27 protein-coding genes are annotated in these 26,003 nt (G+C 34.9%); 3 read left to right on the top strand and 24 right to left on the bottom strand.

All coding sequences use genetic code 11. From position 1 onward, the window contains the following. Positions 1-172: 172 nt before the first annotated feature. Positions 173-988: a glutamate racemase gene (gene murI, locus GQ596_RS07280; RefSeq protein WP_160401019.1), complete on the bottom strand. Its 816-nt coding sequence runs from the start codon at positions 986-988 to the stop codon at positions 173-175. A gap of 216 nt (positions 989-1,204) precedes the next feature. Between murI and metK the strand changes: the two genes are divergently transcribed. The 3 genes from metK (at position 1,205) to GQ596_RS07265 (ending at position 4,214) form a co-directional block, all read left to right on the top strand. Then, positions 1,205-2,356: a methionine adenosyltransferase gene (metK, locus tag GQ596_RS07275; RefSeq protein ID WP_160401018.1), complete on the top strand. Its 1,152-nt coding sequence runs from the start codon at positions 1,205-1,207 to the stop codon at positions 2,354-2,356. Next, positions 2,340-2,843 (top strand): SprT family zinc-dependent metalloprotease, encoded by a 504-nt coding sequence (locus GQ596_RS07270; RefSeq protein ID WP_160401017.1) that lies wholly within the window; start codon positions 2,340-2,342, stop codon positions 2,841-2,843. Before metK ends, GQ596_RS07270 begins: the two co-directional genes overlap by 17 nt. Before the next feature lie 528 nt (positions 2,844-3,371). Then, on the top strand, positions 3,372-4,214 hold the full coding sequence (locus tag GQ596_RS07265) for a 23S rRNA (adenine(2030)-N(6))-methyltransferase RlmJ (RefSeq protein WP_160401016.1): 843 nt from the start codon (positions 3,372-3,374) through the stop codon (positions 4,212-4,214). Positions 4,215-4,272: 58 nt separating this feature from the next. On the opposite strand, the gene GQ596_RS07260 is transcribed toward GQ596_RS07265, so the two are convergent. From GQ596_RS07260 to GQ596_RS07150, 23 genes are all read right to left on the bottom strand, one after another. Further along, positions 4,273-4,641 (bottom strand): diacylglycerol kinase, encoded by a 369-nt coding sequence (locus GQ596_RS07260; RefSeq protein ID WP_160401015.1) that lies wholly within the window; start codon positions 4,639-4,641, stop codon positions 4,273-4,275. Between the two features lie 20 nt (positions 4,642-4,661). Then, positions 4,662-5,621: an acetyl-CoA carboxylase carboxyl transferase subunit alpha gene (gene accA, locus GQ596_RS07255; RefSeq protein WP_160401014.1), complete on the bottom strand. Its 960-nt coding sequence runs from the start codon at positions 5,619-5,621 to the stop codon at positions 4,662-4,664. A gap of 195 nt (positions 5,622-5,816) precedes the next feature. Then, positions 5,817-9,296 (bottom strand): DNA polymerase III subunit alpha, encoded by a 3,480-nt coding sequence (gene dnaE / locus GQ596_RS07250; protein WP_160401013.1) that lies wholly within the window; start codon positions 9,294-9,296, stop codon positions 5,817-5,819. A 193-nt stretch (positions 9,297-9,489) separates the two neighbouring features. Continuing rightward, positions 9,490-10,734: a beta-ketoacyl-ACP synthase II gene (gene fabF / locus GQ596_RS07245; RefSeq protein WP_160401012.1), complete on the bottom strand. Its 1,245-nt coding sequence runs from the start codon at positions 10,732-10,734 to the stop codon at positions 9,490-9,492. Positions 10,735-10,889: 155 nt separating this feature from the next. Further along, positions 10,890-11,123 carry an acyl carrier protein gene (acpP, locus tag GQ596_RS07240; protein WP_034910452.1) on the bottom strand — a complete coding sequence of 78 codons (234 nt, stop codon included), beginning with the start codon at positions 11,121-11,123 and terminating at the stop codon, positions 10,890-10,892. 150 nt (positions 11,124-11,273) lie between these two features. Further along, positions 11,274-12,008 carry a 3-oxoacyl-ACP reductase FabG gene (fabG, locus tag GQ596_RS07235; RefSeq protein ID WP_160401011.1) on the bottom strand — a complete coding sequence of 245 codons (735 nt, stop codon included), beginning with the start codon at positions 12,006-12,008 and terminating at the stop codon, positions 11,274-11,276. A 16-nt stretch (positions 12,009-12,024) separates the two neighbouring features. Next, the gene (fabD, locus tag GQ596_RS07230) at positions 12,025-12,960 is read right to left on the bottom strand and encodes an ACP S-malonyltransferase (protein ID WP_160401010.1); all 936 of its coding nucleotides are present in this window, start codon (positions 12,958-12,960) and stop codon (positions 12,025-12,027) included. A gap of 35 nt (positions 12,961-12,995) precedes the next feature. Further along, entirely contained in the window at positions 12,996-13,949 is a 954-nt protein-coding gene (locus tag GQ596_RS07225) for a beta-ketoacyl-ACP synthase III (protein ID WP_160401009.1), read from the bottom strand. Between the two features lie 4 nt (positions 13,950-13,953). After that, positions 13,954-15,000 carry a phosphate acyltransferase PlsX gene (gene plsX / locus GQ596_RS07220; protein WP_160401008.1) on the bottom strand — a complete coding sequence of 349 codons (1,047 nt, stop codon included), beginning with the start codon at positions 14,998-15,000 and terminating at the stop codon, positions 13,954-13,956. A gap of 33 nt (positions 15,001-15,033) precedes the next feature. Beyond that, on the bottom strand, positions 15,034-15,201 hold the full coding sequence (rpmF, locus tag GQ596_RS07215; RefSeq protein ID WP_025316508.1) for a 50S ribosomal protein L32: 168 nt from the start codon (positions 15,199-15,201) through the stop codon (positions 15,034-15,036). A gap of 3 nt (positions 15,202-15,204) precedes the next feature. Next, entirely contained in the window at positions 15,205-15,714 is a 510-nt protein-coding gene (gene yceD, locus GQ596_RS07210) for a 23S rRNA accumulation protein YceD (protein WP_160401007.1), read from the bottom strand. Between the two features lie 220 nt (positions 15,715-15,934). After that, entirely contained in the window at positions 15,935-17,854 is a 1,920-nt protein-coding gene (locus tag GQ596_RS07205) for a transcription antiterminator (RefSeq protein ID WP_160401006.1), read from the bottom strand. A 3-nt stretch (positions 17,855-17,857) separates the two neighbouring features. Continuing rightward, positions 17,858-18,598 carry a KDGP aldolase family protein gene (locus GQ596_RS07200; RefSeq protein ID WP_160401005.1) on the bottom strand — a complete coding sequence of 247 codons (741 nt, stop codon included), beginning with the start codon at positions 18,596-18,598 and terminating at the stop codon, positions 17,858-17,860. Beyond that, entirely contained in the window at positions 18,598-19,737 is a 1,140-nt protein-coding gene (locus GQ596_RS07195; protein WP_160401004.1) for a DgaE family pyridoxal phosphate-dependent ammonia lyase, read from the bottom strand. The genes GQ596_RS07200 and GQ596_RS07195 overlap by 1 nt, the downstream gene beginning before the upstream one ends. Then, positions 19,715-20,869: an amidohydrolase/deacetylase family metallohydrolase gene (locus GQ596_RS07190; RefSeq protein ID WP_160401003.1), complete on the bottom strand. Its 1,155-nt coding sequence runs from the start codon at positions 20,867-20,869 to the stop codon at positions 19,715-19,717. The genes GQ596_RS07195 and GQ596_RS07190 overlap by 23 nt, the downstream gene beginning before the upstream one ends. A 51-nt stretch (positions 20,870-20,920) precedes the next feature. Then, on the bottom strand, positions 20,921-21,574 hold the full coding sequence (locus GQ596_RS07185) for a DUF4310 family protein (RefSeq protein WP_160401002.1): 654 nt from the start codon (positions 21,572-21,574) through the stop codon (positions 20,921-20,923). A gap of 15 nt (positions 21,575-21,589) precedes the next feature. Further along, complete coding sequence (locus GQ596_RS07180; RefSeq protein ID WP_160401001.1) at positions 21,590-22,342, bottom strand: DUF4311 domain-containing protein; 753 nt, start codon at positions 22,340-22,342, stop codon at positions 21,590-21,592. Positions 22,343-22,362: 20 nt separating this feature from the next. Further along, positions 22,363-22,659, bottom strand: coding sequence for a DUF4312 family protein (locus GQ596_RS07175; RefSeq protein WP_160401000.1), 297 nt, complete (start codon positions 22,657-22,659; stop codon positions 22,363-22,365). Positions 22,660-22,676: 17 nt separating this feature from the next. Next, entirely contained in the window at positions 22,677-23,042 is a 366-nt protein-coding gene (locus GQ596_RS07170) for an SFCGS family glycine-rich protein (protein WP_160400999.1), read from the bottom strand. 45 nt (positions 23,043-23,087) lie between these two features. Continuing rightward, positions 23,088-23,417, bottom strand: coding sequence for a transcriptional antiterminator (locus GQ596_RS07165; RefSeq protein ID WP_160400998.1), 330 nt, complete (start codon positions 23,415-23,417; stop codon positions 23,088-23,090). A gap of 381 nt (positions 23,418-23,798) precedes the next feature. After that, complete coding sequence (locus GQ596_RS07160; protein WP_160400997.1) at positions 23,799-24,701, bottom strand: TPM domain-containing protein; 903 nt, start codon at positions 24,699-24,701, stop codon at positions 23,799-23,801. 8 nt (positions 24,702-24,709) lie between these two features. Further along, positions 24,710-25,306, bottom strand: a complete 597-nt coding sequence (locus tag GQ596_RS07155; protein ID WP_160400996.1) for a LemA family protein — start codon at positions 25,304-25,306, stop codon at positions 24,710-24,712. A gap of 355 nt (positions 25,307-25,661) precedes the next feature. Beyond that, entirely contained in the window at positions 25,662-25,973 is a 312-nt protein-coding gene (locus tag GQ596_RS07150) for an antibiotic biosynthesis monooxygenase (RefSeq protein WP_160400995.1), read from the bottom strand. Positions 25,974-26,003: the final 30 nt, after the last annotated feature.

Genomic DNA, 26,003 nt, shown 5'->3' with positions numbered 1-26,003 from the left:
CTTTTTTATTCGTCAAGATCTTTTTTTAAAATTTTTGACCTTGTTCACTAACCTTATTCGCCGCCTGCTTTATGCTGACTGCGTGTCAGTGGGTGCGCATTATAGAGACTTCTTTTTTTTTGGCAAGCAAAAAATTTCAAACATTTAATCGGTAGCGTGACTTTTAAACAAGTTAAATATTAATAGTATGATATTTATGAAGATTATAATCAGACAACTTTTTAATCAACTTTTCTACAGACTGAGTATAAACTGTGCTTAATACAATATTTTTAGACGTAGAAGGAATTATTCGGTCCAGTTTATATTTATCATTTAGCAAATTACAAACCCGTATTGCAATCGCATGACCTGAATCTATTAAGTTTGATTGAGGAAAAATCATCTGTAATTCTGTTTTAATGAAAGGATAATGCGTACAACCTAGAACTATTGTATCCGGAATTGTTTGTAACCTAAGCCAAGGTTGCATTAATTCTTTTAATTGTTTCATATCTACAGTAATACCCTGTAATTTATTTTCGGCTATGAGTGCTAATTCCGATAACCCTAACAATTTAACAGTACAATGCGAGGCAAATTGCTCTATTAAATCGGTTATATAAGTTCTTTCAACAGTTGCTTTTGTTGCTAATAATCCTATACATTTATTTTTAGTAAGTAAGCTAGCGGGTTTAATCGCTGGTACAACTCCAATAATAGGAAAAGAAAATTTAGAGCGCAGATTAGGCAAACAAATAGTACTAGCTGTATTACAAGCAATAACTGCTAAATCAATTGGATAAAATTTAGTAACAGCCTCAATTACAGTATTCACTCTATTAATTAAAAAATTTGATGATTTATCTCCATAAGGAAACATTTCATTATCAAACACATAGATATAGTGTGCATTAGGTATTTTATTATAAATTTCATTATAAACAGATAAACCACCAATACCTGAATCAAACACTAACACTGAAGGCGATTGTTTTACGATATTCATCTTAGCTATAGTAAATTAAATAGTAAATTATAAACGCGTCATATCGTAAATTGATTAAAAATTAATGCAAGTATTTTACCAAAGCTAATATTGTATTTTACTCTATAAATTATGGGCTAGACGTCTAGATGGTAAAACTGCTAAAATAAATATATATACTAAGGCTAAATAATATATTTCAAGCGTTATGCAAGAATTAAATTAAGAAGGTATTCTATGTCAGAATTTCTATTTACTTCAGAATCTGTTTCGGAAGGTCATCCAGATAAAATTGCCGATCAAATATCTGATGCGGTACTTGATGCAATTTTAGAACAAGACCCCAAAGCACGTGTTGCTTGCGAAACATACGTAAAAACAGGTATGGCTTTAGTTGGCGGTGAAATCACTACTTCAGCTTGGGTAGACATTGAAGAATTAACTCGAAAAACAATTAATGATATTGGTTATACCAGTTCAGAAATGGGATTTGATGCAAATTCATGTGCGGTGCTTAATGCTATTGGCAAACAATCTCCAGATATCAATCAAGGAGTTGATCGAAACGATCCTCTAGAACAAGGTGCTGGTGACCAAGGTATAATGTTTGGTTATGCTACAAATGAAATGCCAAATTTAATGCCTGCGGCTATAAGTTATGCTCATGATTTAATGCGCCGCCAAGCAGAAGTTAGAAAAAATGGCACACTTCCTTGGTTAAGACCTGATGCCAAAAGTCAAGTCACATTAATTTATCAAGACGGTCAGATAAAAGGTGTTGATACAATCGTTTTATCAACCCAACATTCAGAAGATATTGAACAAAAAGCATTACATGAAGCAGTCATGGAAGAAATCATTAAGCCAACATTACCACCTGAATGGTTAACATCAAGAACAAAATACTTTATTAACCCAACTGGGCGATTTGTTATTGGTGGGCCAATGGGGGACTGTGGACTAACTGGAAGAAAAATCATTGTGGATACTTACGGTGGTGCTGCACATCATGGTGGTGGCGCTTTTTCTGGAAAAGATCCATCAAAAGTTGACCGATCAGCAGCTTATGCCGCACGTTATGTTGCCAAAAATATTGTTGCGGCAGGACTCGCTGACAGATGTGAATTACAAATATCCTATGCCATTGGTATTGCTAATCCTACATCAATCTATGTTAATACTTTTGGCACAGAAAAAATCCATCACGATAAAATTGTATCACTTATTAAAGAATTTTTTGATTTAAGGCCTTATGGATTGATTCAAATGCTTGATCTAATTCAACCAATCTATAAACAAACAGCAAGTTATGGTCATTTTGGTCGAGATGTATTCCCTTGGGAAAAAATTGATAAAGCGGCACTACTACGTGATGCAGCAGGATTATAAACGCATACCAATTTATTTACATAATCAAGTAATGGCTTGTTTAAGAGGTCACTTATTACAAGCCAATCAACGCCTACATTCCCAATATAGAGATCCTAAAATTGTTTATAAGCCTAAAGGCAGTATTGCTGGTAGTGCCCTTCTAACACTCTGGGAAATTCAGCTTAATTCGATTATGTTGCTAAATAATGGGACTCAATTTATTGAGGAAGTTGTGCCTCATGAACTAGCTCATCTCCTTGTTTTTAAAGAGTTTGGTAAAGTAAAACCACACGGTAAAGAATGGAAATATATTATGTCGGAAATATTAGGAAAAAATCCAACGACAACTCACCATTTTCCCGTTCAACGCAATACTTATTTATACTACTGTAATTGTCAACAACATCATTTAACTTCGATAAGACACAACAAAATACAAAATAATAAAACTAGTTATTTATGTCGCAAATGCGGTACTATGCTCAAAATTAAAGACACTATTTAATTCTAAGAAATACTGTATGTGTAAGTTAGATTTTTATTTTTACAAAATTTCGTTATTAATTATCACTCTTTTTATTATTTATGTGCTGTTATACCTATTATTATGTAAAACAAGTATCTGAACATTCTAAACTTAATAGATTTTGGATTTGGACAATTTTCTAGTGGCTCATGCTTTTGGGTTATGGAATTAGCTGGAGACGAGACTTTTTTCCTGAGGTACCACGTTTTTATTATAAGCTTATTGCTAGTATATTAATAGCAGTTCCAATACTAACTATATGTTTACCCATAATTCACCGGGAAATTTCTCATTGCTACAAATGTAAAAAAATACCATTTTGGCATATATTCTTTGCTTTTTTATTCTTAGGTATAGCCGACACCGCCGTATTAGACATGAATTTTTAGTTATAACAAAAAGAGCGAAAAGATCTCATTGAAGAATTAATGAAGATGCCTTATCTTCTTTGTTTAGGATTAATAATCTTTTATATACAAAAAACGAACAAAAGAGAGTAAATTTCGAATGCTAAGCTACCGCCATAGTTATCATGCAGGTAATCATGCAGATGTTTTAAAACATATAGTATTGACACTATGCATTGAATCATTAAAAGAAAAAGAAAAGCCTTTTTTATATCTAGACACACACTCAGGTGCAGGCCGATATTTATTAAAAAGTGAGCACTCTGAAAAAACAGGCGAATATCTATCTGGAATTAATTTGTTATGGCAACAATCTAATATTCCAGAATTAATTAATACTTATATATCGATACTTAAACGTTACAACCCTTTTGATGAATTGAAATATTATCCTGGCTCACCACTAATAGCAAAACAATTATTACGTAAGCAAGACAAAATCAACCTTACTGAGTTACATCCAACTGATTATGCTTTACTAAAGCAAGAATTTAGCAAAGATAAACGAACAAAAGTTTTACGTGAAGATGGCTTTGTCCAATTAAAATCAAAATTACCTCCGCAATCTCGTCGTGGAATAGTATTGATTGATCCTTCTTATGAAATTAAAGACGATTATCAAAAAATACCTGTAGCATTATTGGAAGCATATAAACGTTTTGCAACAGGAGTTTACTTAATTTGGTATCCTGTGGTATCTCGTACACAAACGCAAAAAATGATTGATAATATTGTTAACTCAGGCATAAAACGAGTTTCACAATTTGAGCTGGCAATAAAACCAGATAATAATCAAAAAGGCATGACGGCTTCAGGAATGATAGTAATTAATCCACCATGGAAATTACACGAACAAATGCGTACAATTTTGCCATGGCTAAAAACGATATTAGACATTGAAAAAACAGGAAACTACATCATTAGAGAGCTAGTTCCTGAATAGTGTTTACTATTAAACTATTACCAAAAATTTTCTGGAAAATCGATATCTAAATATAAAGTTATGATGAAAAGTGACAAGAAAATAGATAAATCCACAAAATAATAGTTAATAATAAAGACAAAAATACAGCAGCCGAGCCATAATCTTTTGCTCGGCCAGATAAGTCGTGTCTTTCAGACCCAATGCGATCAACTACACACTCAATTGCGCTATTTATTAGCTCAGTAATCATCACAACTCCAATCGATCCAAGTAATAAAATACGTTCATAAATAGAAAAATCGATTAGCATTACAACTATATAAGCTATAACTAACAGAATTAATTCTTGTCGAAAAGCTGTTTCATATTTAATTGCTGATTTAAAACCTTTCAAAGAATATTTGGTTGCATTAATTAAACGTCGCAATCCCGTCGCTTTTTCCATAATTATATTCCAAAGTAATATTATCTTACATAACCATAGTTCATTAAACGTTGAAATCTTCTTTCTAGCAATACTGATAATTGCATATTTTCAAGTTCATCAAGATCACTAAGTAGTTGTGTTTTCAGTGAAGCAGATACAGCAGTATAATCACGATGAGCACCGCCAAGTGGTTCAGGTACGATTGAATCAATAAGATTTAGCTTTAATAATTTATCTGCCGTCATATTCATTGCTTCGGCTGCAACGGATGCTTTGTCAGCACTCTTCCATAAGATAGAAGCACAACCTTCAGGCGAAATGACAGAATAAGTACTATATTGAAGCATATTAACTTTATCTGCAACACCAATAGCTAGTGCACCTCCAGATCCTCCCTCACCAATGACTGTACAAATAGTAGGCACCTTAAGGCGTGACATTTCTCTCAAGTTACGTGCAATAGCTTCCGCTTGACCACGTTCTTCAGCACCAATGCCAGGATAAGCACCTGGAGTATCAATAAAAGTAATTATTGGTAATTTAAAACGTTCAGCCAATTGCATTAATCTTAACGCTTTACGATAGCCTTCTGGTGCTGGCATACCAAAGTTACGATAAATTTTTTGTTTTGTTTCTCGTCCTTTTTGATGCCCAAGAACCACTACTGTTCGCCCATCAATACGTGCTACTCCACCAACAATTGCTTTATCATCTGCATAAGCTCTATCACCAGCTAATTCATCAAAATCAGTAAAAATTTCCTTTATATAATCCAATGTATAAGGGCGGTTCGGATGTCTAGCTAGTTGCGCAATTTCCCAAGGAGTTAAATTAGCAAATATTTTTTTTGTTAATTCACGACTTTTTTTATTTAATTGTTTGATTTCTTTATCTAAATTAATATCTAATTCAACTTGTTGCGAATCAATATTCTTTAAGGAATTAATTTTTGCTTCTAATTCCGCGATCGGCTTTTCAAATTCCAAAAAATTGTTCATAACGCTTGTAATTGCCTCTTAATTTATTCGGTATTTTAAAAAATACACTATCTAACATAGTATACGGCTTAATTCTTAAGATAAAATTAAGCCAATTCTACTATGTAATACTCATTAAAGTCACCTATATTTATATTAATAGACTGCAACTTTTCCAAAATCTAGTTATCTACATTTATTAAAATGAAGCTTTATTTATTCAAACTCAAATTCGATACGATCGAGACCAAGTAATGTTTTTAATTCAACAATTAAAGAATCTTCTGGGATAATTCTCCATGTTGTACCAAATTGTATTCTAACAACTAAATCATCTCGGTGATAATATAAATGAATCGGCACACATCCATTTTTATAAGGCTCAAATAATTGTTGTAATCGCTGTAATATTGCTTGATTAGTTTCATTCTCAGTTAAAGTAATGGATAATCCTTTTACATATTTAGCTCGAGCATCTTTCAAATCAACAAGATCTCGTACAGACATTTTAAATCCGCCATTAAAATCATCATTGCTAACTTGACCTGAAGCAATAAGAATTTTATCTTTTACTAATAAATGTCCAAATTTATCTAAGGCATCCGAAAACAACATGCCATCAATACGACCAGAACGATCATCTAAAGTAAATAAACCAATTTTATTACCTTTTTTGGTAATTCTTATTCTCGCATCTACAACAATGCCCGCAAAGGTTGCCAATTTTCCCCATCCAGTAGGAGAAGCCTCACTTATTCGTAATCCACCTGTATAACGATTTAATTCTTTTAAATATTGAGTTACAGGATGCCCAGTTAAATAAAGCCCTAAAGCTTCACGTTCACCATCAAGCAAAACCTGCTCAGGTAATTCAGGAACCGCAGCATAAGCATGTTCAACTTGTTCGGGTTCTTCAGCCAAAACACCAAACATATCTTCTTGACCAATATTTTGAGCTCTAGCATATTGATCCGCCGCTTGCATTGCATCATTAATACTATGTAAAATTGCCGCTCGATGAGGGCCTAGTTTATCAAAAGCTCCAGCCATAGTCAGTTTTTCAAGAACTCGACGATTAATTTTCTTCATGTCTGTTCGAGCACAAAGTTCGAAAATATTTTTGAAATAACCACCACTATTACGAGCTTCAACAATCGCCTCGATAGGTCCTTCACCAACACCTTTTATTGCACCAATCCCGTAAACGATCTCACCTTTATCATTTACATGGAAGTGATAAAGGCCACTATTGATATCAGGAGGATTAACTTTTAATCCCATCCTTAAGCATTCATCAACTAAACCAACAATTTTATCAGTATTATCCATATCGGCAGTCATAACAGCAGCCATAAATTCTGCAGGGAAATGAGTTTTTAACCATAAAGTCTGGTAAGAAACAAGCGCGTAAGCTGCTGAATGAGATTTATTAAAACCATATCCAGCAAATTTTTCAACCAAATCAAATATTCGCATCGAAAGTTCGCCATCAATGCCTTGTTTTTCTGCACCTTCTTTAAAAACAGAACGTTGTTTTGCCATCTCTTCAGGCTTTTTCTTCCCCATAGCTCGACGTAGTAAATCAGCGCCACCCAGTGTATAACCCGATAGGGTTTGTGCAATTTGCATAACCTGTTCTTGGTATAAAATAATGCCGTAAGTTGGCTCTAAAATAGGTTTTAATGATTCATGTTGATATTTAATATCAGGGTAAGAAACCTCTTCGCGACCATGCTTTCGGTCAATAAAATTATCAACCATACCTGATTGTAATGGTCCAGGACGAAATAAAGCCACTAAAGCGATCATATCCTCAAAACAGTCGGGCTTTAAACGTCTTATTAAGTCTTTCATTCCTCGAGATTCAAGCTGAAACACTGCTGTAGTTTCGGCTTTTAATAATAATTCAAAAGACTTTTCATCATCTAAAGGAATTCGAGTTATATCGACTTTTTCTTTACTTTCTCGTAGCTGGCGCTCATTAATCATTTTGATTGCCCAATCAATAATGGTTAATGTTCTTAACCCTAAAAAGTCAAACTTAACAAGCCCTGCATATTCAACATCATTTTTATCAAATTGAGTAACTGGATGATGACCTTCTGGATCGCAATAAATCGGTGAAAAATCAGTAATTTTAGTTGGTGAAATTACAACTCCCCCTGCATGCTTACCTGCATTTCGGGTTACACCTTCTAATTGTCGAGCTACGTCAATTAATGATTTAATTTCTTCATTATTATCATATAACTCCTGAAGCTGAGGTTCGACTTCAAAAGCTTTAGCTAGAGTCATACCTGGATCTAATGGTATTAATTTCGCAATACGATCAACAAACCCATAAGGATGCCCAAGGACTCGACCAACATCGCGTATTACCGCTTTGGCAGCCATAGTTCCAAAAGTAATAATTTGAGATACTGCATCTCGTCCATACATATCGGCAACATGATCAATAACCAGATCGCGTTTTTCCATACAAAAATCGACGTCAAAATCAGGCATTGAAACACGTTCAGGGTTTAAAAAACGTTCAAAAAGTAAATCAAATGCTAGAGGATCTAAATCGGTAATTTTTAATGCATACGCAACGAGGGAACCAGCTCCAGATCCCCGCCCAGGCCCAACAGGAATATCATTATCTTTAGACCATTGAATAAATTCCATTACGATGAGAAAATAACCGGGAAAACCCATTTGGTTAATAACCGTCAATTCCGTTTCTAAACGCTCATCATATTTTGACCTTCTTTGTTTTCTAATTTCAGAATCCGGAAATAAAAACTCTAACCTTTCTTCTAATCCTTGACGCGATTTATATACTAAAAAGTCTTCAGTAGTCATATCTCCAGTCGGAAATTTAGGCAAAAAATACTCACCTAACCGTATAGACACATTACAACGTTTTGCTATTTCAACGCTATTTTCAAGCGCTTCAGGAATATCAGAAAATAGCTCACACATTTCCTGCTCAGAACGTAAATATTGATCTGCTGAATAATTCTTAGGCCGTGATGGATCCTCAAGAGTATTCCCATCGTGAATTGCAACTCGAATTTCATGAGCTTCAAAATCAGAAGACTTTAAAAATCGAACGTCATTAGTTGCAACAACCGGTAATAAATATTGTTCAGCTAGTTTTATAGCACGATGAATAAACAACTCTTCATTTACTCGATTAGTACGTACTAACTCGAAATAAAAGTACTCATTAAAATTTTGAAGGTAAAAATGAATAGCATCATCAATAATAGTTTGATTATTGCGAATAATACCGATACCAATATCACTATCTCGCCCCGCTAACACAATTAAGCCTTCTCGATGCTCAATTAACCACTCATTATCAACTACAGGCAAATCTCCAAGATATCCTCGCTGATAGGCTTTAGAAATCAATAAAGTAAGATTTTGATATCCCTGATTATTAGCTGCTAATAGAGTTAGACGGTAAATATCATCAGGCAATTGAGAACTTCTAATAGCGAGATCTGCACCAATGATAGGTTTAATGCCTTTTGACATTGCTGAGCCATAAAACTTAACCAGTCCACAAAGATTAGTAAAATCGGTGATTGCAAATGCTGGCATCTGCAACTTGCTCACTTCATTTATTAATGCACCTACTTTAGCAATTCCATCAATCATTGAGAAATCACTATGCAAATGAAGATGAATAAATTTTGGTTCCGCCATAATTACCAGAAATGATTATGCTTAAAAAATTATACGAGATTATAACATAGGCAGTAGGAATATTCTTATCTCTTTAATGGCAAACACTAATTGGATAAAAAACAACGGTAGGATCCATTATTATTTTGATAAATGAAAACGCCTATATCAAAGATATACCGCCGATAAAACATTATCGACGGATAACAAAAACTTAGATTTTTTTAAATAATACCGAACCATTAGTTCCACCGAAACCAAATGAGTTACAAAGTGCATATTCTAAGTTTTGAACTTGACGAGCAGTATGTGGTACATAATCTAAATCACATCCCTCATCAGGATTATCTAAATTAATCGTTGGTGGTACAGCTTGATCACGCAATGCTAGGACAGTAAAAATTGACTCAACAGCGCCAGCTGCTCCAAGTAAGTGACCAATCATAGATTTAGTTGAGCTTACCATCACTTTATTAGCATTTTCTTTGAAAATACTCTTTACCGCTTGAGTTTCAGCTTTATCGCCAGCAGGCGTTGATGTACCATGAGCATTAATATAACCCACTTGTTCCGGCGTAATTCCTGCATCACGAATTGCACATTTCATTGCTAATGCAGCACCACTACCATTTTCAGGCGGTGAAGTCATATGATAAGCATCACCACTCATACCGAAACCGACAATTTCAGCATAAATTTTAGCACCACGTTTTTTAGCATGCTCATACTCTTCTAAAAACATAATTCCTGCACCATCACCAAGAACAAAACCATCACGATTTTTGTCCCATGGTCGACTAGCTGCTTTAGGGTTATCATTATTAGTTGATAAAGCACGCGCAGCACCAAAACCACCAATACCTAGTGGAGTACTTGCCTTTTCGCCCCCACCAGCTAACATTGCATCAGCATCACCATAAGCAATCATGCGTGCCGCGTGACCGATATTATGCACACCAGAAGAACATGCTGTTGCAATAGTGATACTAGGTCCTTTTAATCCATAAATAATAGATAAGTGACCAGCAATCATATTAACAATAGTTGACGGCACAAAAAAAGGACTAATTTTACGTGGTCCGCTATTAACTAATGCACTATGGTTTTCTTCTATTAACCCAAGTCCACCGATACCAGAACCTATAGCACAACCAATTCGTTCTGCATTTTCTTCGGTAATCTCAATGCCAGCATCTTGCATTGCTTGCATACCCGCAGCAATACCATATTGGATAAAGTAATCCATTTTACGAGCATCTTTACGTGAAATATTATAATCTTCACCATTAAAGTTTTTAACCATTGCGGCGAAGCGCGTTGCGAAAGGGGCTGTATCAAAGTGTTCTATGAGTTCAACACCACTTTGTCCAGCTAGTAAAGCCTGCCAAGTGGATTCAACTGTATTACCTACAGGAGATATCATGCCCATTCCAGTAACAACAACTCTGCGTTTAGACACATTGTCCTCCAGGAAAGGATTGAAATGAAATTTGAATCAATGAAATGCTAATTTCGAGTTTTATTATCATTCGCACTTAAGCTAATTTTAAAATTTAATATATAAATACGAACTAGGCGATCATTTGACCGCCTATCATAAAAACTCTGCTAACCTTATTGATTTGCAGTAATATAATCAATTGCTGATTGAACAGTTGTAATTTTTTCAGCTTCTTCATCAGGAATTTCAGTATCAAATTCTTCTTCTAAAGCCATAACTAATTCAACTGTATCAAGAGAGTCAGCGCCAAGATCTTCGATAAAAGAAGATTCATTTTTAACTTCTTCCTCTTTCACACCAAGTTGCTCAACAATAATTTTCTTAACTCGCTCTTCAATAGTGCTCATACTCTTTTTTTTCCTATAAAAATCGCCAAAATTGACGGTGAATGTAAGTTTATAAAATGTTGAAAAAGATGCCAATCATTTTTCAACCCAACTGCTTATTTTTTACTCAAAAAACTAAAATATTGACCTATTCTACACTATTCTAGCCAATTACACCATATACATGCCACCATTGACATGTAAAGTTTCGCCAGTAATGTAAGATGCTTCATCGGAAACCAAAAAGGCAACGGCATTAGCAATTTCTGTAGGTTCCCCTAAACGACCAGCAGGAACTTGAGATAAAGTTAGAGCCTTTTGCTCATCAGTTAGCGCATCAGTCATATCCGTTGCAATAAAACCTGGTGCAACCACGTTAACGGTAATGCCACGTGACGCAACTTCACGTGCTAATGATTTACTAAATCCAATTAATCCTGCTTTAGCTGCTGCATAATTAGCTTGTCCAGCATTTCCCATTGTACCCACTACAGACCCAATAGTCACAATTCTTCCATAACGTTTTTTCATCATTGTGCGCATTAACGCTTTAGATAAACGGAAAACAGACGTTAAGTTGGTATCTAAAATATCTTGCCATTCATCTTCTTTCATTCGCATTAATAAATTATCACGGGTAATACCTGCATTATTGACAAGAATATCAATATCGCCAAATTCCGTTTTTATTGTATTAATCACAGATTCAATCGATGCTTCATCAGTTACATTTAAAGTTAAACCTTTACCATTTGAGCCCAAATATTGGCTAATAGCCTCTGCGCCTTTGTCTGTGGTTGCTGTACCAATAACAGTTGCCCCACAAGAGACAAGTTTTTCCGCAATAGCTTTACCAATACCACGACTTGCACCAGTAACTAAAGCAATTTTCCCTGATAGATTCATAACAACCTCTTTCTTTTTACTTTGTATTTTCTAATGCTGCTTCTAGTGATGCTTTATCATTAACTGCAATACCAGAAAGTGTATCAACAATACGTTTAGTTAAGCCCGTTAATACTTTACCTGGTCCCATTTCAACTAAAAGTGTTATATCTTGTTTTGCCATATATTCTACAGTTTCAGTCCAACGCACAGGGCTATAAAGTTGAGCGATTAATGCCGCTTTAATTTTTTCTGCAGATGTTTCAACTTTTACATCAACATTATTGATAACAGCAAACTTTGGTGCACTGAATTCAACATTATTTAATGTAATGGCTAATTTATCTGCAGCAGGTTTCATTAATGCACAATGAGAAGGTACACTAACAGCAAGAGGTAATGCTCGCTTTGCGCCAGCTTCTTTACATAATACACCAGCACGTTCAACTGCCTCTTTATTACCAGCAATAACGACTTGTCCAGGTGAATTAAAATTAACTGGTGCAACAACTTGACCTTGAGCGGCTCGCTCACATGCATTACGAATTGAATCATTATCAAGTCCAATGATAGCATACATAGCACCCGTACCACTTGGTACCGCTTCTTGCATTAATTTACCACGTAACTCAACTAATTTAATGGCATCTTTAAAATCAATCACACCTGCACAAACTAATGCAGAATACTCACCTAAACTATGCCCAGCCATAAAATCTGGTTGAGCACCATTAACACTTTGCCATACCCTAAATATCGCAACGGATGAAGCAAGCAATGCAGGTTGTGTTTGCCAAGTTTTATTTAATTCTTCTGCAGAACCTTCTTGTACTAAATCCCACAAATTATAACCGAGTACTTCAGATGCTTCATCAAATGTTGATTTCACAATCGGAAAATCATCGGCAAGTTCTTTTAACATACCGACAGCTTGTGAGCCTTGTCCTGGAAATACCATTGCAAATTTGGTCATTATTAAATCCTTGATTATAAAAAATAAAGCATAACTTAAAATCTAATTAGAGCAGATCCCCAAACAAATCCACCGCCAAAAGCCTCTAATAAAATTAGATGACCTCGTCGAATTCGCCCATCTCGCACACCTGCATCTAAGGCACACGGAACAGAAGCTGCTGAAGTGTTACCCTGTTTATCTAATGTAACAATTACTTTGCTCATATCCATATCTAGACGCTTTGCAGTTGCAGAAATAATTCTTAAATTAGCTTGATGCGGTACTAGCCAATCTAAATCCGCTTTGTTAAACGCATTTTCAGTTAAAAGTTCATCAACTAAATTTGAAAGCTCTTTAACCGCAATCTTAAATACTTCATTACCATGCATGGTCATATAAACAGGATCATGCATATCGCGACGATCAACATATGGATATTTTAATAAGTCACCATAACGACCATCGGCATGAAGATGTGAAGCGATAATACCAGGTTCTTCTGAAGCACCAACAACAACAGCTCCAGCACCATCACCAAAAATAATAATGGTTCCTCGATCATTTGGGTCAACACCACGTGTTAACATATCAGAACCAACAACCAAAGCATATTTAATCGCGCCGCTCTTAACATATTTATCAGCAATATCTAGCGCATAAACAAATCCCGAACAAGCAGCAGACACATCAAATGCGATAACATCACCTATTGCTAATTTAGCTTGTAACTCTGTTGCACTGCTTGGAAAAGCATTAACTGAAGTCGCTGTTGCAACAATAATCATACCAATATCATTCTTATCGATATCAGCCATCTTAATAGCATTAATCGCTGCTTGATAAGCCATACTCGTTACAGTTTCATCAGGAGCGGCAATGCGTCTTTCTTTAATGCCAGTACGAGTTGTGATCCATTCATCGTTGGTATCAACCATCTTTTCTAGATCAGCATTAGTTCTTATCTGTTTTGGAAGATAACTCCCTGTTCCTAATATCTTTGTATACATCTAATCATTCGCTCTTGGGTAGTGCAGAAGAAAGGCGCGTTGCAATCTTCTCAGGTATATTGGTTTGTATAGCTAAAATAGCTTGTTCAATTGCTGCAAAAAATGATTTTTGATTGGCACTACCGTGACTTTTAATCACAATACTTTTAAGTCCAAGCAAACAAGCTCCATTATATCGTCCGGGATCTAAATAACCAAAATTTTTTGACACCTTTTTTTGTAACCACTTACTCAATATCTTCATTAATAATGAATTATGACCAAAGGATGACTTAAATGAAGACATAAAAATTTTAACTAATCCTTCTACTGTTTTTAACGTCACATTACCAACAAAACCATCACAAACTAATACGTCCGTTTTACCAGTTAGAAGTTCATTACCTTCTAAATAGCCAATATAATTAATTTGATCATTTGACTTTAAAATAGAAGCAGCCGCACGTATTTTATCCAATCCTTTAATATCTTCTTCACCAATATTAAGCAATGCAACCCGAGGATGTTCAATCTTAAGCACAGTCTTAGCTAAAATTTGCCCCATTATGGCAAATTGCACAAGCATATCACTATCGCATTCAGCATTAGCGCCTAAATCCAACACAACTGTATTTTGATTATTTAAGGCTGGAATAGTAGCAACTAAAGCTGGACGATCAATACCAGTTAAAGAGTGTAAAAGTAATTTAGAAAGCCCCATTAGTGCACCGGTATTACCAGCACTGACGCAAGCTTGAACATTGTTATCTTTAACCAGTTCAAGTGCTATTCTCATTGATGATCCTTGACTATGACGAATTGCATAAGAAGGCTTCATATCATTAGTAATAACGGACGTTGATTCGATCAAAATTAAGCGCTCATTTTTTTGATATTGAGAAATAAGCTTTGTATTTTCTTTTGACAAAAAAAGACCAATTTCTGTTGGATCGCCCACCAGAAAAATAGAAAGGTTTGGATAACAATTTAGTGCTTGTATTGCAGCAGGAACAACAACACGAGGACCTAAGTCCCCGCTCATAGCATCTAACGCAATGGTTAGACTATCCAAAATGTCACCTAATAATTTCTAATTTTAGAGTAATTATTTAGAAATTACTTTACGACCACGATAATAACCATCAGCGGTTACGTGATGACGTAAATGTGTTTTACCTGATTCATCAACTGAAATATTAGCAACGGTCAACGCATCATGAGAACGACGCATACCACGTTTTGCACGAGTTTTACGATTCTGTTGAACAGCCATGGATTACCCCTTATTCTTTAAACTAACTAAAATTGCAAATGGATTTGGTTTTTCATTTTCAAGTGGAATATCACCAAATACCATATCAGCCTCTGACACTTCGCAGTGTTTACTATCATGTACCGGCGCAATTGGTAACGAGAGAATAATTTCGTCCTCAAGTAACGCTAATATATCTACTTCACCAAACTCGTTCATAAGAACAGGTTCATAATGTTCCGGTAGTGTCTCTGCTTGAGCATCGCTCTTAACAGGACTAAATTTATTCATCACATGAACTTCTGTGACAAAAGGTTTAAAACAACGTTGGCATATCTGCTCTAACGTGATTTTTGCATCAATTGCAATAACACAGAGCCTTTGCTCATCATAATAAAAAGATAAGCTACACTCAATATCACTTTTTGGACGTTCAACCCTTGTCGCACTTTGCATTGGATAATATCCAACATAATCAAGCTTTTTTTGTGCTGCCTTAATTGGGTCAATTGTTAATGGCAATTTATTTTGCATAGAATATGCATTCTACCTTAAAGTTATTCTTATGTCTCTTAAAAAGAACACAATACATAAGGCGCGCATATTACCTTTAAATAAGGTTTTCGTCAATGCTAGATCATAATATAATTTAATTTAAATATTGGCATTACCTTAATATATTTTAAATTTATGTAATTTTATTATTGTAAAACAGTTTAATTTAGACCATGCATTTTTATGGCCTATAAACATACTATGATAATCGCCCAAAACTATCTTTAACAATGGCCCTAAAGTCATCAAAGTTTTTACTATTTAACAAACGTTTAGTCGCTCTTTCCTTAACAAAATTAACAAATAAATTATAGATTCTCATAGCATCTTCATATTCATCTTTGCTAATTGCTAACAAAAAAATAACATGTGCAATTTCATTTCTATTCCATGCAATACCTTGTGGCACCAAAATCGTTGTTACCATTGTTTTTTTTGCTAATAGGCCAACAGTATGAGGAATAGCGATATTTTCACCTAATAATGTTGAAACAATTGCTTCGCGTTCAATCACCGAAGGATAAAAATTTTCATCGACATAACCTGATTGTTCAAGTCGTTGGCACGCCTTTTTTAAAAGGCTTTTTTGTGTAATAGGTTTATCGATAATAAGAAAAAATTTTTCATCAAAAAATCGCTCAATAATATAAGGCATAGTTCGATCAATCATTGCAAGCCTTCCCAACTGTTCAAGTTGATAAAGTGTGGGAAATGGTGCAATTTTAACTATTTGTTTATTTTTTTCTGTTAAACGAACTGTTGATACGACAAAATCTTCTTCAATATCTAAAAGCTGCTCATACTCTCTATAAGAAAGAACACGGTTAATCTGAATATGAGGAAAATCTCGCTTAATTTTTGACTCAATCATTCTTAGAGTAGAATTACCCAGTTCACTAACTAATAAAATTTGAGCATACCTTTCATGACCTTCGTTATAATTACGTTCTAATGCCACGCCAATGTGAATTGCTAAATAGCTAATTTCATCTTCTGTCATTTTAAATTCAGTGTACTTTTCTGTATTAGTAAGTGCAGACAACGTAATATCGTACGCAAATGGATAATATTGTTTAATTTCATACAATAAAGGATTAGTTGTTCTAATTTGATATTTAATCCTTGATAACATTGAAGAAATATGGATTAGCATGTCCTGATATAATTTTTTATCATCCCATAAATTATAGTGATAAGAATCATTTATATAAGATAAAATATGATTAACCAATGCCAAACTTTTTGCTTGATTAGGCGAATCCATAATTGTTCGGGAAGCAATTTGTACGCATAAATAGTTAAATTCGGCATCAGAAAGGACACTACCCAAAAAGTAAGAAAACCCTTCAGAAATTTCACGAGCAGCACTAATAACAGTCGTATTTATTTTATCAACTTGATATTCAACGAGTTCATATCCCTGAGTAATTCTAGTTATAGAAACTGCACAACTATAAAGTAAATATCCTTGCCCTTCAGCATTTAGTTTTAATTCAAAACGTTCAAATTGATTTTGTAAAATGTTTTCAAGATAATTTAGGTCGATATCATTCAAAATGGTTTGTCTAAGTCTATCTACCGTTATAGTATCTTCGACCATATGACGTCGCCACAGAATATCAGTTAAACATGCACGAATAGATGATTCTTCACCAACCAATCGCATCCCATAATAAGGTCGATTTTCAAGAGATAAATTATATTTATCTAAGTATTGCTTAACCTCAATAACATCATTTTGTAAAGTACTACGACTTAAAAACCATTCTCCAGCAATATCATCTAATTTAACAGAGTTTGATTGAGTTAAAAAAGCAATCAATAAAGCAGAAACTCGCTCTTTACTTGTTCTTGGAACCTGCTCTATTGGTTGCGTAATTGGTAATGTAGCATAACAATTAGGATCAGATACCACAAGCTGATAACCTATATTTTTGGTATATTCAACTTGAGCACCATAAGCGCGTAAAATGTCATTAAGTGCTGAAATATCAGTCCGAATTGTTCGTGTAGACACAGAAAAACGATTTGCTAACTCTTGCTGAGGTAGTGTCTCATTTTTTATCGTATCAAATAGATACGCTAATCGCTGATAAGCAAACAGCACTTTAGATGACATTTCTTATCCTACTAATTTTTTGGTAATTGATAACAACTGTTTTACATCACTGATTCGAGTTTCGCCAGTCACTTTATCAATGATAGAACTATAGATATGAGGAATGATCTTTTTCACTCCCGAGTCTAAAGCAATTTTCAAGATCGACTCATAGTTATCTAAATCGATACCACCTGTAGGCTCTAGATAAAAATCATTTTCTGCGCAACATTTAGCAACATACTCAAATTCATCTTGATGCTTTAAGCCCCCCATAGGAAAATATTTTATTGAGCTTCCGCCCATGTCTTTCAATAAAGCAATTGCAGTTTCAACCGGTACAATCGCTGCTGGAGATTTAGAGCTTAGCGGTCCTGTTGCAATATTAACTAAACCAACTTTACCTGTTGGTGAAACTAATCCGTTAACTACTGTTTCGTTTTGCCCTAATAAGGCTCTACTTGTTGCCACACCAGTAAAAACTTGATTAACATGTTGTGGTTGAAGTACAGCAGAAATTTCAGAAACCATTATCGACTGATTTGGATCACCTGCACCAAGCCCAACCGAAATTGCATTATCGATCGCTAAAGCATATTTTTTCATATCGGCAATAGCTGAGGCATTATCTAGATAATTTTTAGACAAAACACCAACAACAACATGTGTTTTTGCCGCCTCATAAATAGCTTTAGCATTATCAATAGAATTAGCCAATACATTTAAACAAACACGATCATTATAATAATTGGGAGTCAGTTGCATTATTTTATTCCTTGAATAATATTTTTAATTTTGTTGTAAATAATATCGAGTTGTGCTGATGTAACACTACGAACATCGGCATCAACTTTACCTTCATTGGCTTTATATTCTCTGAAGTACACTGCTATTTCGCCTTGTTTCATCAGCTCAATCATTTCAATTGCCGTTTTACCTATCACGGTAGCATCAAATGCTATTTCTGTTCGTGCAATATCACGACCAGCACCATCCCAAACGACTTTGGCTGATATTCCATCAAGTGCATTTAAATTTTCAATAAATGGTGTCATTTTAGTTACCATTTGTTGTCCTGTTTCATGCATTGGTTTGGTAACATAAAGTTCAATGGCTTTAGTTAACCCTAAAATACCTTCTTTACCAACTTTCATTGGTCGACCAATACCTTGAGACTGGAGTTTTACCCATTCGACTGCTTCTTGACGACCGATAACTAAACCGCTTGTTGGTCCTTCAATCGCTTTTGCCCCGCTATAAATAACCAAATCGGCGCCTTGTTGATAATATGTTTGCAAATCTTCTTCAGCTGCAGCATCGACAATTAATGGAATTTTGTGTTTTTGGGCAATACAAACAGCTTGCGCAATTGATAACATACTTTTTTGCACACAATGATGAGACTTAACATATAAAATAGCCGCTGTGTCTGGATTAATTAAAGATTCGATATGTTCTGGTTTACATTCATTAGCATAACCAGCTTCAACCACAATACCACCACCTAATGAAACCATCGTACTAATCGGTGCACCAAAATTAACGTTATGACCTTTAGGAATAATAATTTCTCGAGGAACAGATTTGTCTGATGAATGTAAGTTAAATAACAGATCGTAGTCATCCTTGATAATTATTCCTGCAACAGCTTGAGCAATACCCGCTGAAGCACATGATACAACAACCGCATTTTCTACATTGAGCAATTTAGCAATATATTGCCCCGTTTTATCGACTAAGTCTTTAATTTCAAAATACTCATTTAAACCATGTAATACAGTCTGTGCTACTTCCGGTCTTGGTGTTGACACCCCTAAAATAGTCATACGACCAGAAGCATTAATGACTTTTTTTAAGTGATATTTACTATATATATCTTTTTCAGTTTGAGATTTTAAGCCCATTTTTACTACCTTCTTCCGTTATTTCAATACGCACAGTATGTCCTGTACTCGCAGTTACAACACATGCCAAAGGAACAAACTGTTCATGACTTTGACGAACTTCACCTTCTGAATCTGATAACGAAACTATTTCTTGTTTGATATCAAAAATAGTGAGATCAGCATCATAGCCTATGGATAATTCTCCTTTATTTTCAAGATGCAAAATTTGTGCCGCATTTTTTGTAACACTATCAATAATTCTCTTCCTGCTATAGCCTAAACAAATAAACTTAGTCATAACATTAGCTAAACTAAATACTGGTCCTTGAATACGATTCTTAGAATAGATATCGGAGCTAATTGTATTTGGGTAAATATCAAGGCATTTAGCCCTATCAGCGACAGCAAAGCTAAAACTTTCACCGCCATGACCAATATCTAAAATTACACCTCGCTCAATAGCTCGTTTGATTGAATCACGAAGATTATTTTTTTTATCAAAAATTTGATTTGGCTTACCATTAAAACAGTGAGTAATAATGTCTCCTTTTGTTAATAGATCGGCAATATCATCAAGTTCTGGAGGATTATTTCCAATATGAATCATCAATGGCAATCCACTTTTCTTTTGCATATCTTTAGCTTTAATCAATGGCAATATTCCATTTTCACCAACAACACTACGGCTCATTCTGACTTTAATTCCAATAATAAAATTAGAATATTTGTCCAGTATTGAATCAAACAAAGACACATCAATATCACTCATATCGGCAAGTTCACTTTGTCGTATTAGCCCTATTTTCGAAATATTTAAAAAGGAATAAACGTGAGTATGAGCCTGTTGCGCTAATTGATAAAATTCATCAACATCAAGCGCTCCAACACTACCGGCATCAACAACTGAAGTAACACCAGACTTAACTCCGATCAAATCAGGTTCATCATAATAAATAGGTGAACGAGCAAAGCAATGAGTATGAGAATCAATCCATCCAGCACTGACGTAATGTTTAGCCTGTAGATCTAAAACATTTTGTGATTGCCTAGTAATGTTCTTACTAACCTCAACAATCTTGCCTAAATGAACTGCAATATCAACGATCGATTCATCAATTAACTTGGCTTTTTTTATCACTAAATCATACATAATTAAATCCAAATCCTCTGTAATTTAGGCAATAACAGAGGAGTATTAAAATTACACAATTGGGAATATTCCACCAAAAATCATAGCGCCTAAAATAGCACCACCAGTGATCGGTTTTTTCCATACATAAAAGATGAGCGCACCAAGTAATGAACCAATACCAATTGGAATAGAAGCAACCATCGCCGATAAAATAATCATTGGACCTAAAAATCTTCCTGATGCATTACCTGCTCCCATCATAACATCAGCACCAAATGTTGATCCGCCGCCACTATTTAGCGTAAATTTACGAATAAGAATAATAATAAACCCAATCAACACTCCTAAAACAAGACCGGTTGCCAACGCAGCGACAAAGTTTTCGACAGGTAACGTGTAACCGCCTGCTAAAAGCAATGCAGGAACACCTAAACCAATACCTGTCTGTAAAGCACCACCAATATCTAATATACCGACTAACGACCCTTCAATGACACGAGCAAACAAAAAGCTGGCACCAAAAGCGGCCACTGCACCATAATCGCCTGTTGTCATTCCTGATTTAAGCATGGCGACAAAAGCAATTTCATTAAATGCACCAATACCATAAACATAAAAAGTATGCGTTCCTGCAAAAATCCCCGCAGACAATAATCCACAAATAATAGGGAATGACCAATCGGCATACCAAAAACTTTTATTAATCGTTGTTTCTGTATTCATAACATTTTCCCTATACTATTTAAACCAATAAGATAAACCATCTCTAAAAGAGTTAATCATCTTCATATCAAAACCACGGAAATAACCACTCATAACAAATAGGATAATGACGGCAACTAACATAATTTTCATCACACGATTCCAACCACTATCATCCACACCTTTGCCTATCAAAATACCTAATACAAGTCCAGGTACAGCATTCCCCATAATTAACTGAGCAAGACCACCGAATAGTGTTCCCCAAAAGCCACTTCTTCGCCCAGCATCTAACGCTGCTAACCAAAAGATAACAGGCATGACAGTTGCTACAAGCAAATTGGCAGCAGGTACAAGTACTTTAGTTGCTGTAATCTTCAACGAATCAGGGATTGCCGAAGTTGTGGTGTTTAAAAACAGCACAACAATCGCACCAACAATTGTACACACGAATGCCATTTTTTTCGGGTCATGCAATGTTTCGGTAATATTACGATTTTTTACCATCAACAGCGCAGCCCCCCAGTTTGGAATGATACGATGGTCAACATCTTGAGTAAAAGATCCAGCCGCAACCGATGACGCCCAAGCATTAAAGAAAAATCCAAGGCCAAAAGAAAAATGAGCAGCAGGATCTCCTTCGCAAGAATTAAGCTCACCTAAGGTGCGAAATGCCCCCATACCTTGATAAGTTGGTGCATGAAACATACGAGCAGCACCAACACCGACTCCAAAACCACAAAGCCCACCAATAATAATAGACTTCAATGCAATAATTAAAATTTCCATAACTTTCCTTTTCCGTTATGTTATTTAGCGCTAAATTCAATTTCACTTAGATCAATAAAACTGATATCAACAGATACGTCGAGTGTAACTTCATAAAGTGTTTTTTTTCTTGGTAAGAAGATAAACAAAAAACGTTCAGTGGTTATCTTTTCTATTGCTGATACAACCTGAATATCAAGTGGTTCAATACGTAACATAATATTATGTGTATTTTTAAGCACCTCTTTTTGAACCTGGCTCAACGCTGTAGCAAATGCTCTTTGTTTAGAATCACCATGACCTTTTACTTTTACGACCATCTGTTGATTTTTTTTCATTCTGATCTTCCATCTTATCAACGTGGATATTTTTTCAAAAACGCTTTTGCAACACGTTGCCCAAGCTCTTCTGTATCCATAAAACCAAAGCCAAGTACTTTACATCCTTCATTAATTGCTGTTTCACCTTCTTCGATAGAGCGCATACCATGACGTTGTGGATAACCATATTTATTTTGTGCTGTAATCGCTCCAGCACCACCACTACCACAAAAAGAAAGCCCTAAATCCGCATTTTCTTTATTCATCACATCGCCCAATTTCATATCAGCAGCCATACCAGGAATAACAATGGCACGGCAACCTTCCACAGAATTAATACCATTTGCTATTTTTTGTCCTTTTCCCATTCTATCGCCAATGACAATAACTACTTCAGTCATAATGTTTCTCCTATTTAATTTTCATTTTAGAATGTCTAGTATTTCTTAGTTTTCCTTAGCGACTTCATAATGCACCGCTAATAAATAAGCTTCTTCCATTGGTAAATTACTGAATAATTTTACCGTTTTACGTGCTAATAATAATGATTCTTCCGAAATTTCATCAAAAAGCGTCGGATCGACTTCAGGAAGCTTTTCCAAAGTTTTTGCTCTTTCCACCATAGCTTTAATGTGAGAATACAACATTGCCTTTTGGACATCATTTTGGAAAATGCGACATTCAGATAGCCAGCCATTAATTATTTCAATAGTTTGCTTAGTAACTAATTCTGGATCAAGATTATCTTCGATCATTCGAAACTTTATTTGGTTCATAATCTATGTACATATCATTGTTTTAAGGATGACTTAAGCGTAAATGAAATAAGAACCAATGTGGATAGAGACTTTTTCCATCAGCAACAGGAAATTTGTTATAAAGATAGGAAAATAAAGTAATAGGCAGGCTTTGTTATTCTTAAATTGATAATTTACTAATTTAATTTATGTTCAATTTTGTGATTTAGATCATAAAATAAAATAAACTAAAGTTATTTTCCACTAAAAAACGCACCTAGTTTAAGATTGACAGGGGAAATCTGCTTACCCTTCTACATACATTAAAAACACAAAAAAACATTAATAAAATCAACAGCCTTCTTGACTAATTTTTAGCCATTGATATTTAATTGGATGCTTTGAGGGGAATTCATTGAATTACCAACTACCGGATGCACCACCGCCTCCGCTGCGACCACCACCACCAAAGCCTCCTGATCTACCACCGAATCCACCACCCGACCCACCAAAACCACCACCACGGCGATTATTATCACCACCGCTACCACCTCTAGCAGTTAAAATACCGCTCATAATCGTACTGACAACGAAAGCCAAAAATAATAGGGGTAATGCGATATGTATCGGATAGCCTTGCCATAAGGTGAACCCTCCAATAGACAGACCATTGAGTAAACCTGTGCCTATACTTCGTTTAGCACTGACTCTAGTGATAAATAAACTGATTAATAAGAAACAGATAAAAAATGACACGAGTCCATAGTTAATTAGCTTGAAACCAAAGTCTCCCGCCAATAATGTATTGAGATTTTGCTCCTGATCATCAGTCACTTTTAGGTTAGGATTATCAATTTTCTGTTTCAGCACCAATAATGTATTATCAATACCTTGATAATAGTTATTTTGTTGAAATTGTGGCACTAATTGTTCTCGAATAATATGGCTGGCAACTAAATCGGTAATAGTGCCTTCAAGACCATAACCTACTTCAATGCGCATCCGTTTATCATCTTTTACAATCAGTAATAAGATGCCATTATCTTGCCCTTTTTTGCCGATTTTCCATTGAATAAAGACTCTATCCGCATATTGCTCTACGGTTTCATTATCGAGTTTAGCGATCATTAACACGGCTATTTGTGCACCATCTGACCTTGGTTGTTCAAAGTCGATTAGGCCTGCTTCTAATGCCTTTTTTTGTGATTCGCTTAATGTTCTAGTGGTATCGATGACACGATGAGAAAATTGGGGAATGTCAGTCAGCCCATAACTGAACCAACTGACTATGAATAATACGCTACATAGGAAATATTTTTTCACGATAATAATTAGCCAAAATTCACTACCGGTGGATTAGATATTTGCTTTTCATCATCAACCGTAAATTGCTGTTTTGGTTGTTTCCCTAGACTATCAGCAACCCATTTAGTCGGTAACTTACGGATATAGATATTAAATGTTTGTACCGCTTCAATATATCGTCCACGAGCAACAGTAATACGATTTTCACTACCCTCAAGCTGACTCATTAAATCTTGATAAAGGGTGTTGGCTTTCAGTTCTGGATAATTTTCACTTACTGCGATTAAGCGACTTAATGCTGTACTCAATTCTGATTGTGCTTGTTGGAATTTTGAGAATAAAGCTGGGTCGGTTAACTGATCAGCATTAATCTGAATCGTTCCGACTTTTGCTCTCGCTTCAGTTACTTGGGTTAAAACTTCTTTTTCGTGTGTGGTGTAACCTTTTACGGTATTGACTAAATTCGGGACTAAATCAGCCCGACGTTTGTATTGATTAAGCACTTCAGACCATGAGGCTGCCACGTTTTCATCCTTAGTTTGGATGCCATTGTAACTTGTAAAATAGATAAACGCTCCAACAACAACTAACACTACAATGATTAATAACGATTTGGTTTTCATCAGTATGCCTCACATTGCTGTTTATTTTACAAACAGTTTAAGCAAGAGGGAATGTCTCTGTCAAGGAATATAAAAACCTTTACACACTTGTGCTTGACTATATTTTATTAACTAGAAATCAGTCAGGAAAGGTATTGATTTTATTAAAGTTTTTCTCGTGTTTATTTTAAATAAAATCAATTATTTCTATATAAAACTCAAATCTTACTATTAGATTTTAGACTCTTTTGTTATTACTATATTCGTGTCCAAATCAATTTATTATTGCTCACAAAACGTCGTTGGAATGACTAAGTAAATGATAAATAGATAAATTAGCTTTTTTGCTTTTCGATCAAGTTCAATACCTTATTTATTATAGTATAACGTCAAAACACTCTAGCTGTGCTGGCTCAAAATAGATATCGCTGTTATTCGGTCGATTCTTAGTATTACGATGAGTATGTTTGAAGTTATCTGAATTTACCCAAGCTTCAAAATCAGCCTTAGATTCCCATTCGGCAAATGAAGAAAATAAGGTGTAATTTTCTTCTGTTTTACCTTGCAAAAAATAAAAACGACTAAATCCTTTCATTTCTTTTAAATGGCTATCACGATTACGCCATATTTCAATAAAAGTATCTTCGCTACCTCGTTTTACTTTAAAACGATTCATGACAATATACATATAAAACTCCTTTTATGTTTATTAAGCATC

Source organism: Gilliamella sp. Pra-s60, from assembly GCF_009795755.1.
In the GTDB taxonomy this organism is placed as follows: domain Bacteria; phylum Pseudomonadota; class Gammaproteobacteria; order Enterobacterales; family Orbaceae; genus Gilliamella.
This window is presented reverse-complemented; position numbering and strand designations above follow the sequence as displayed.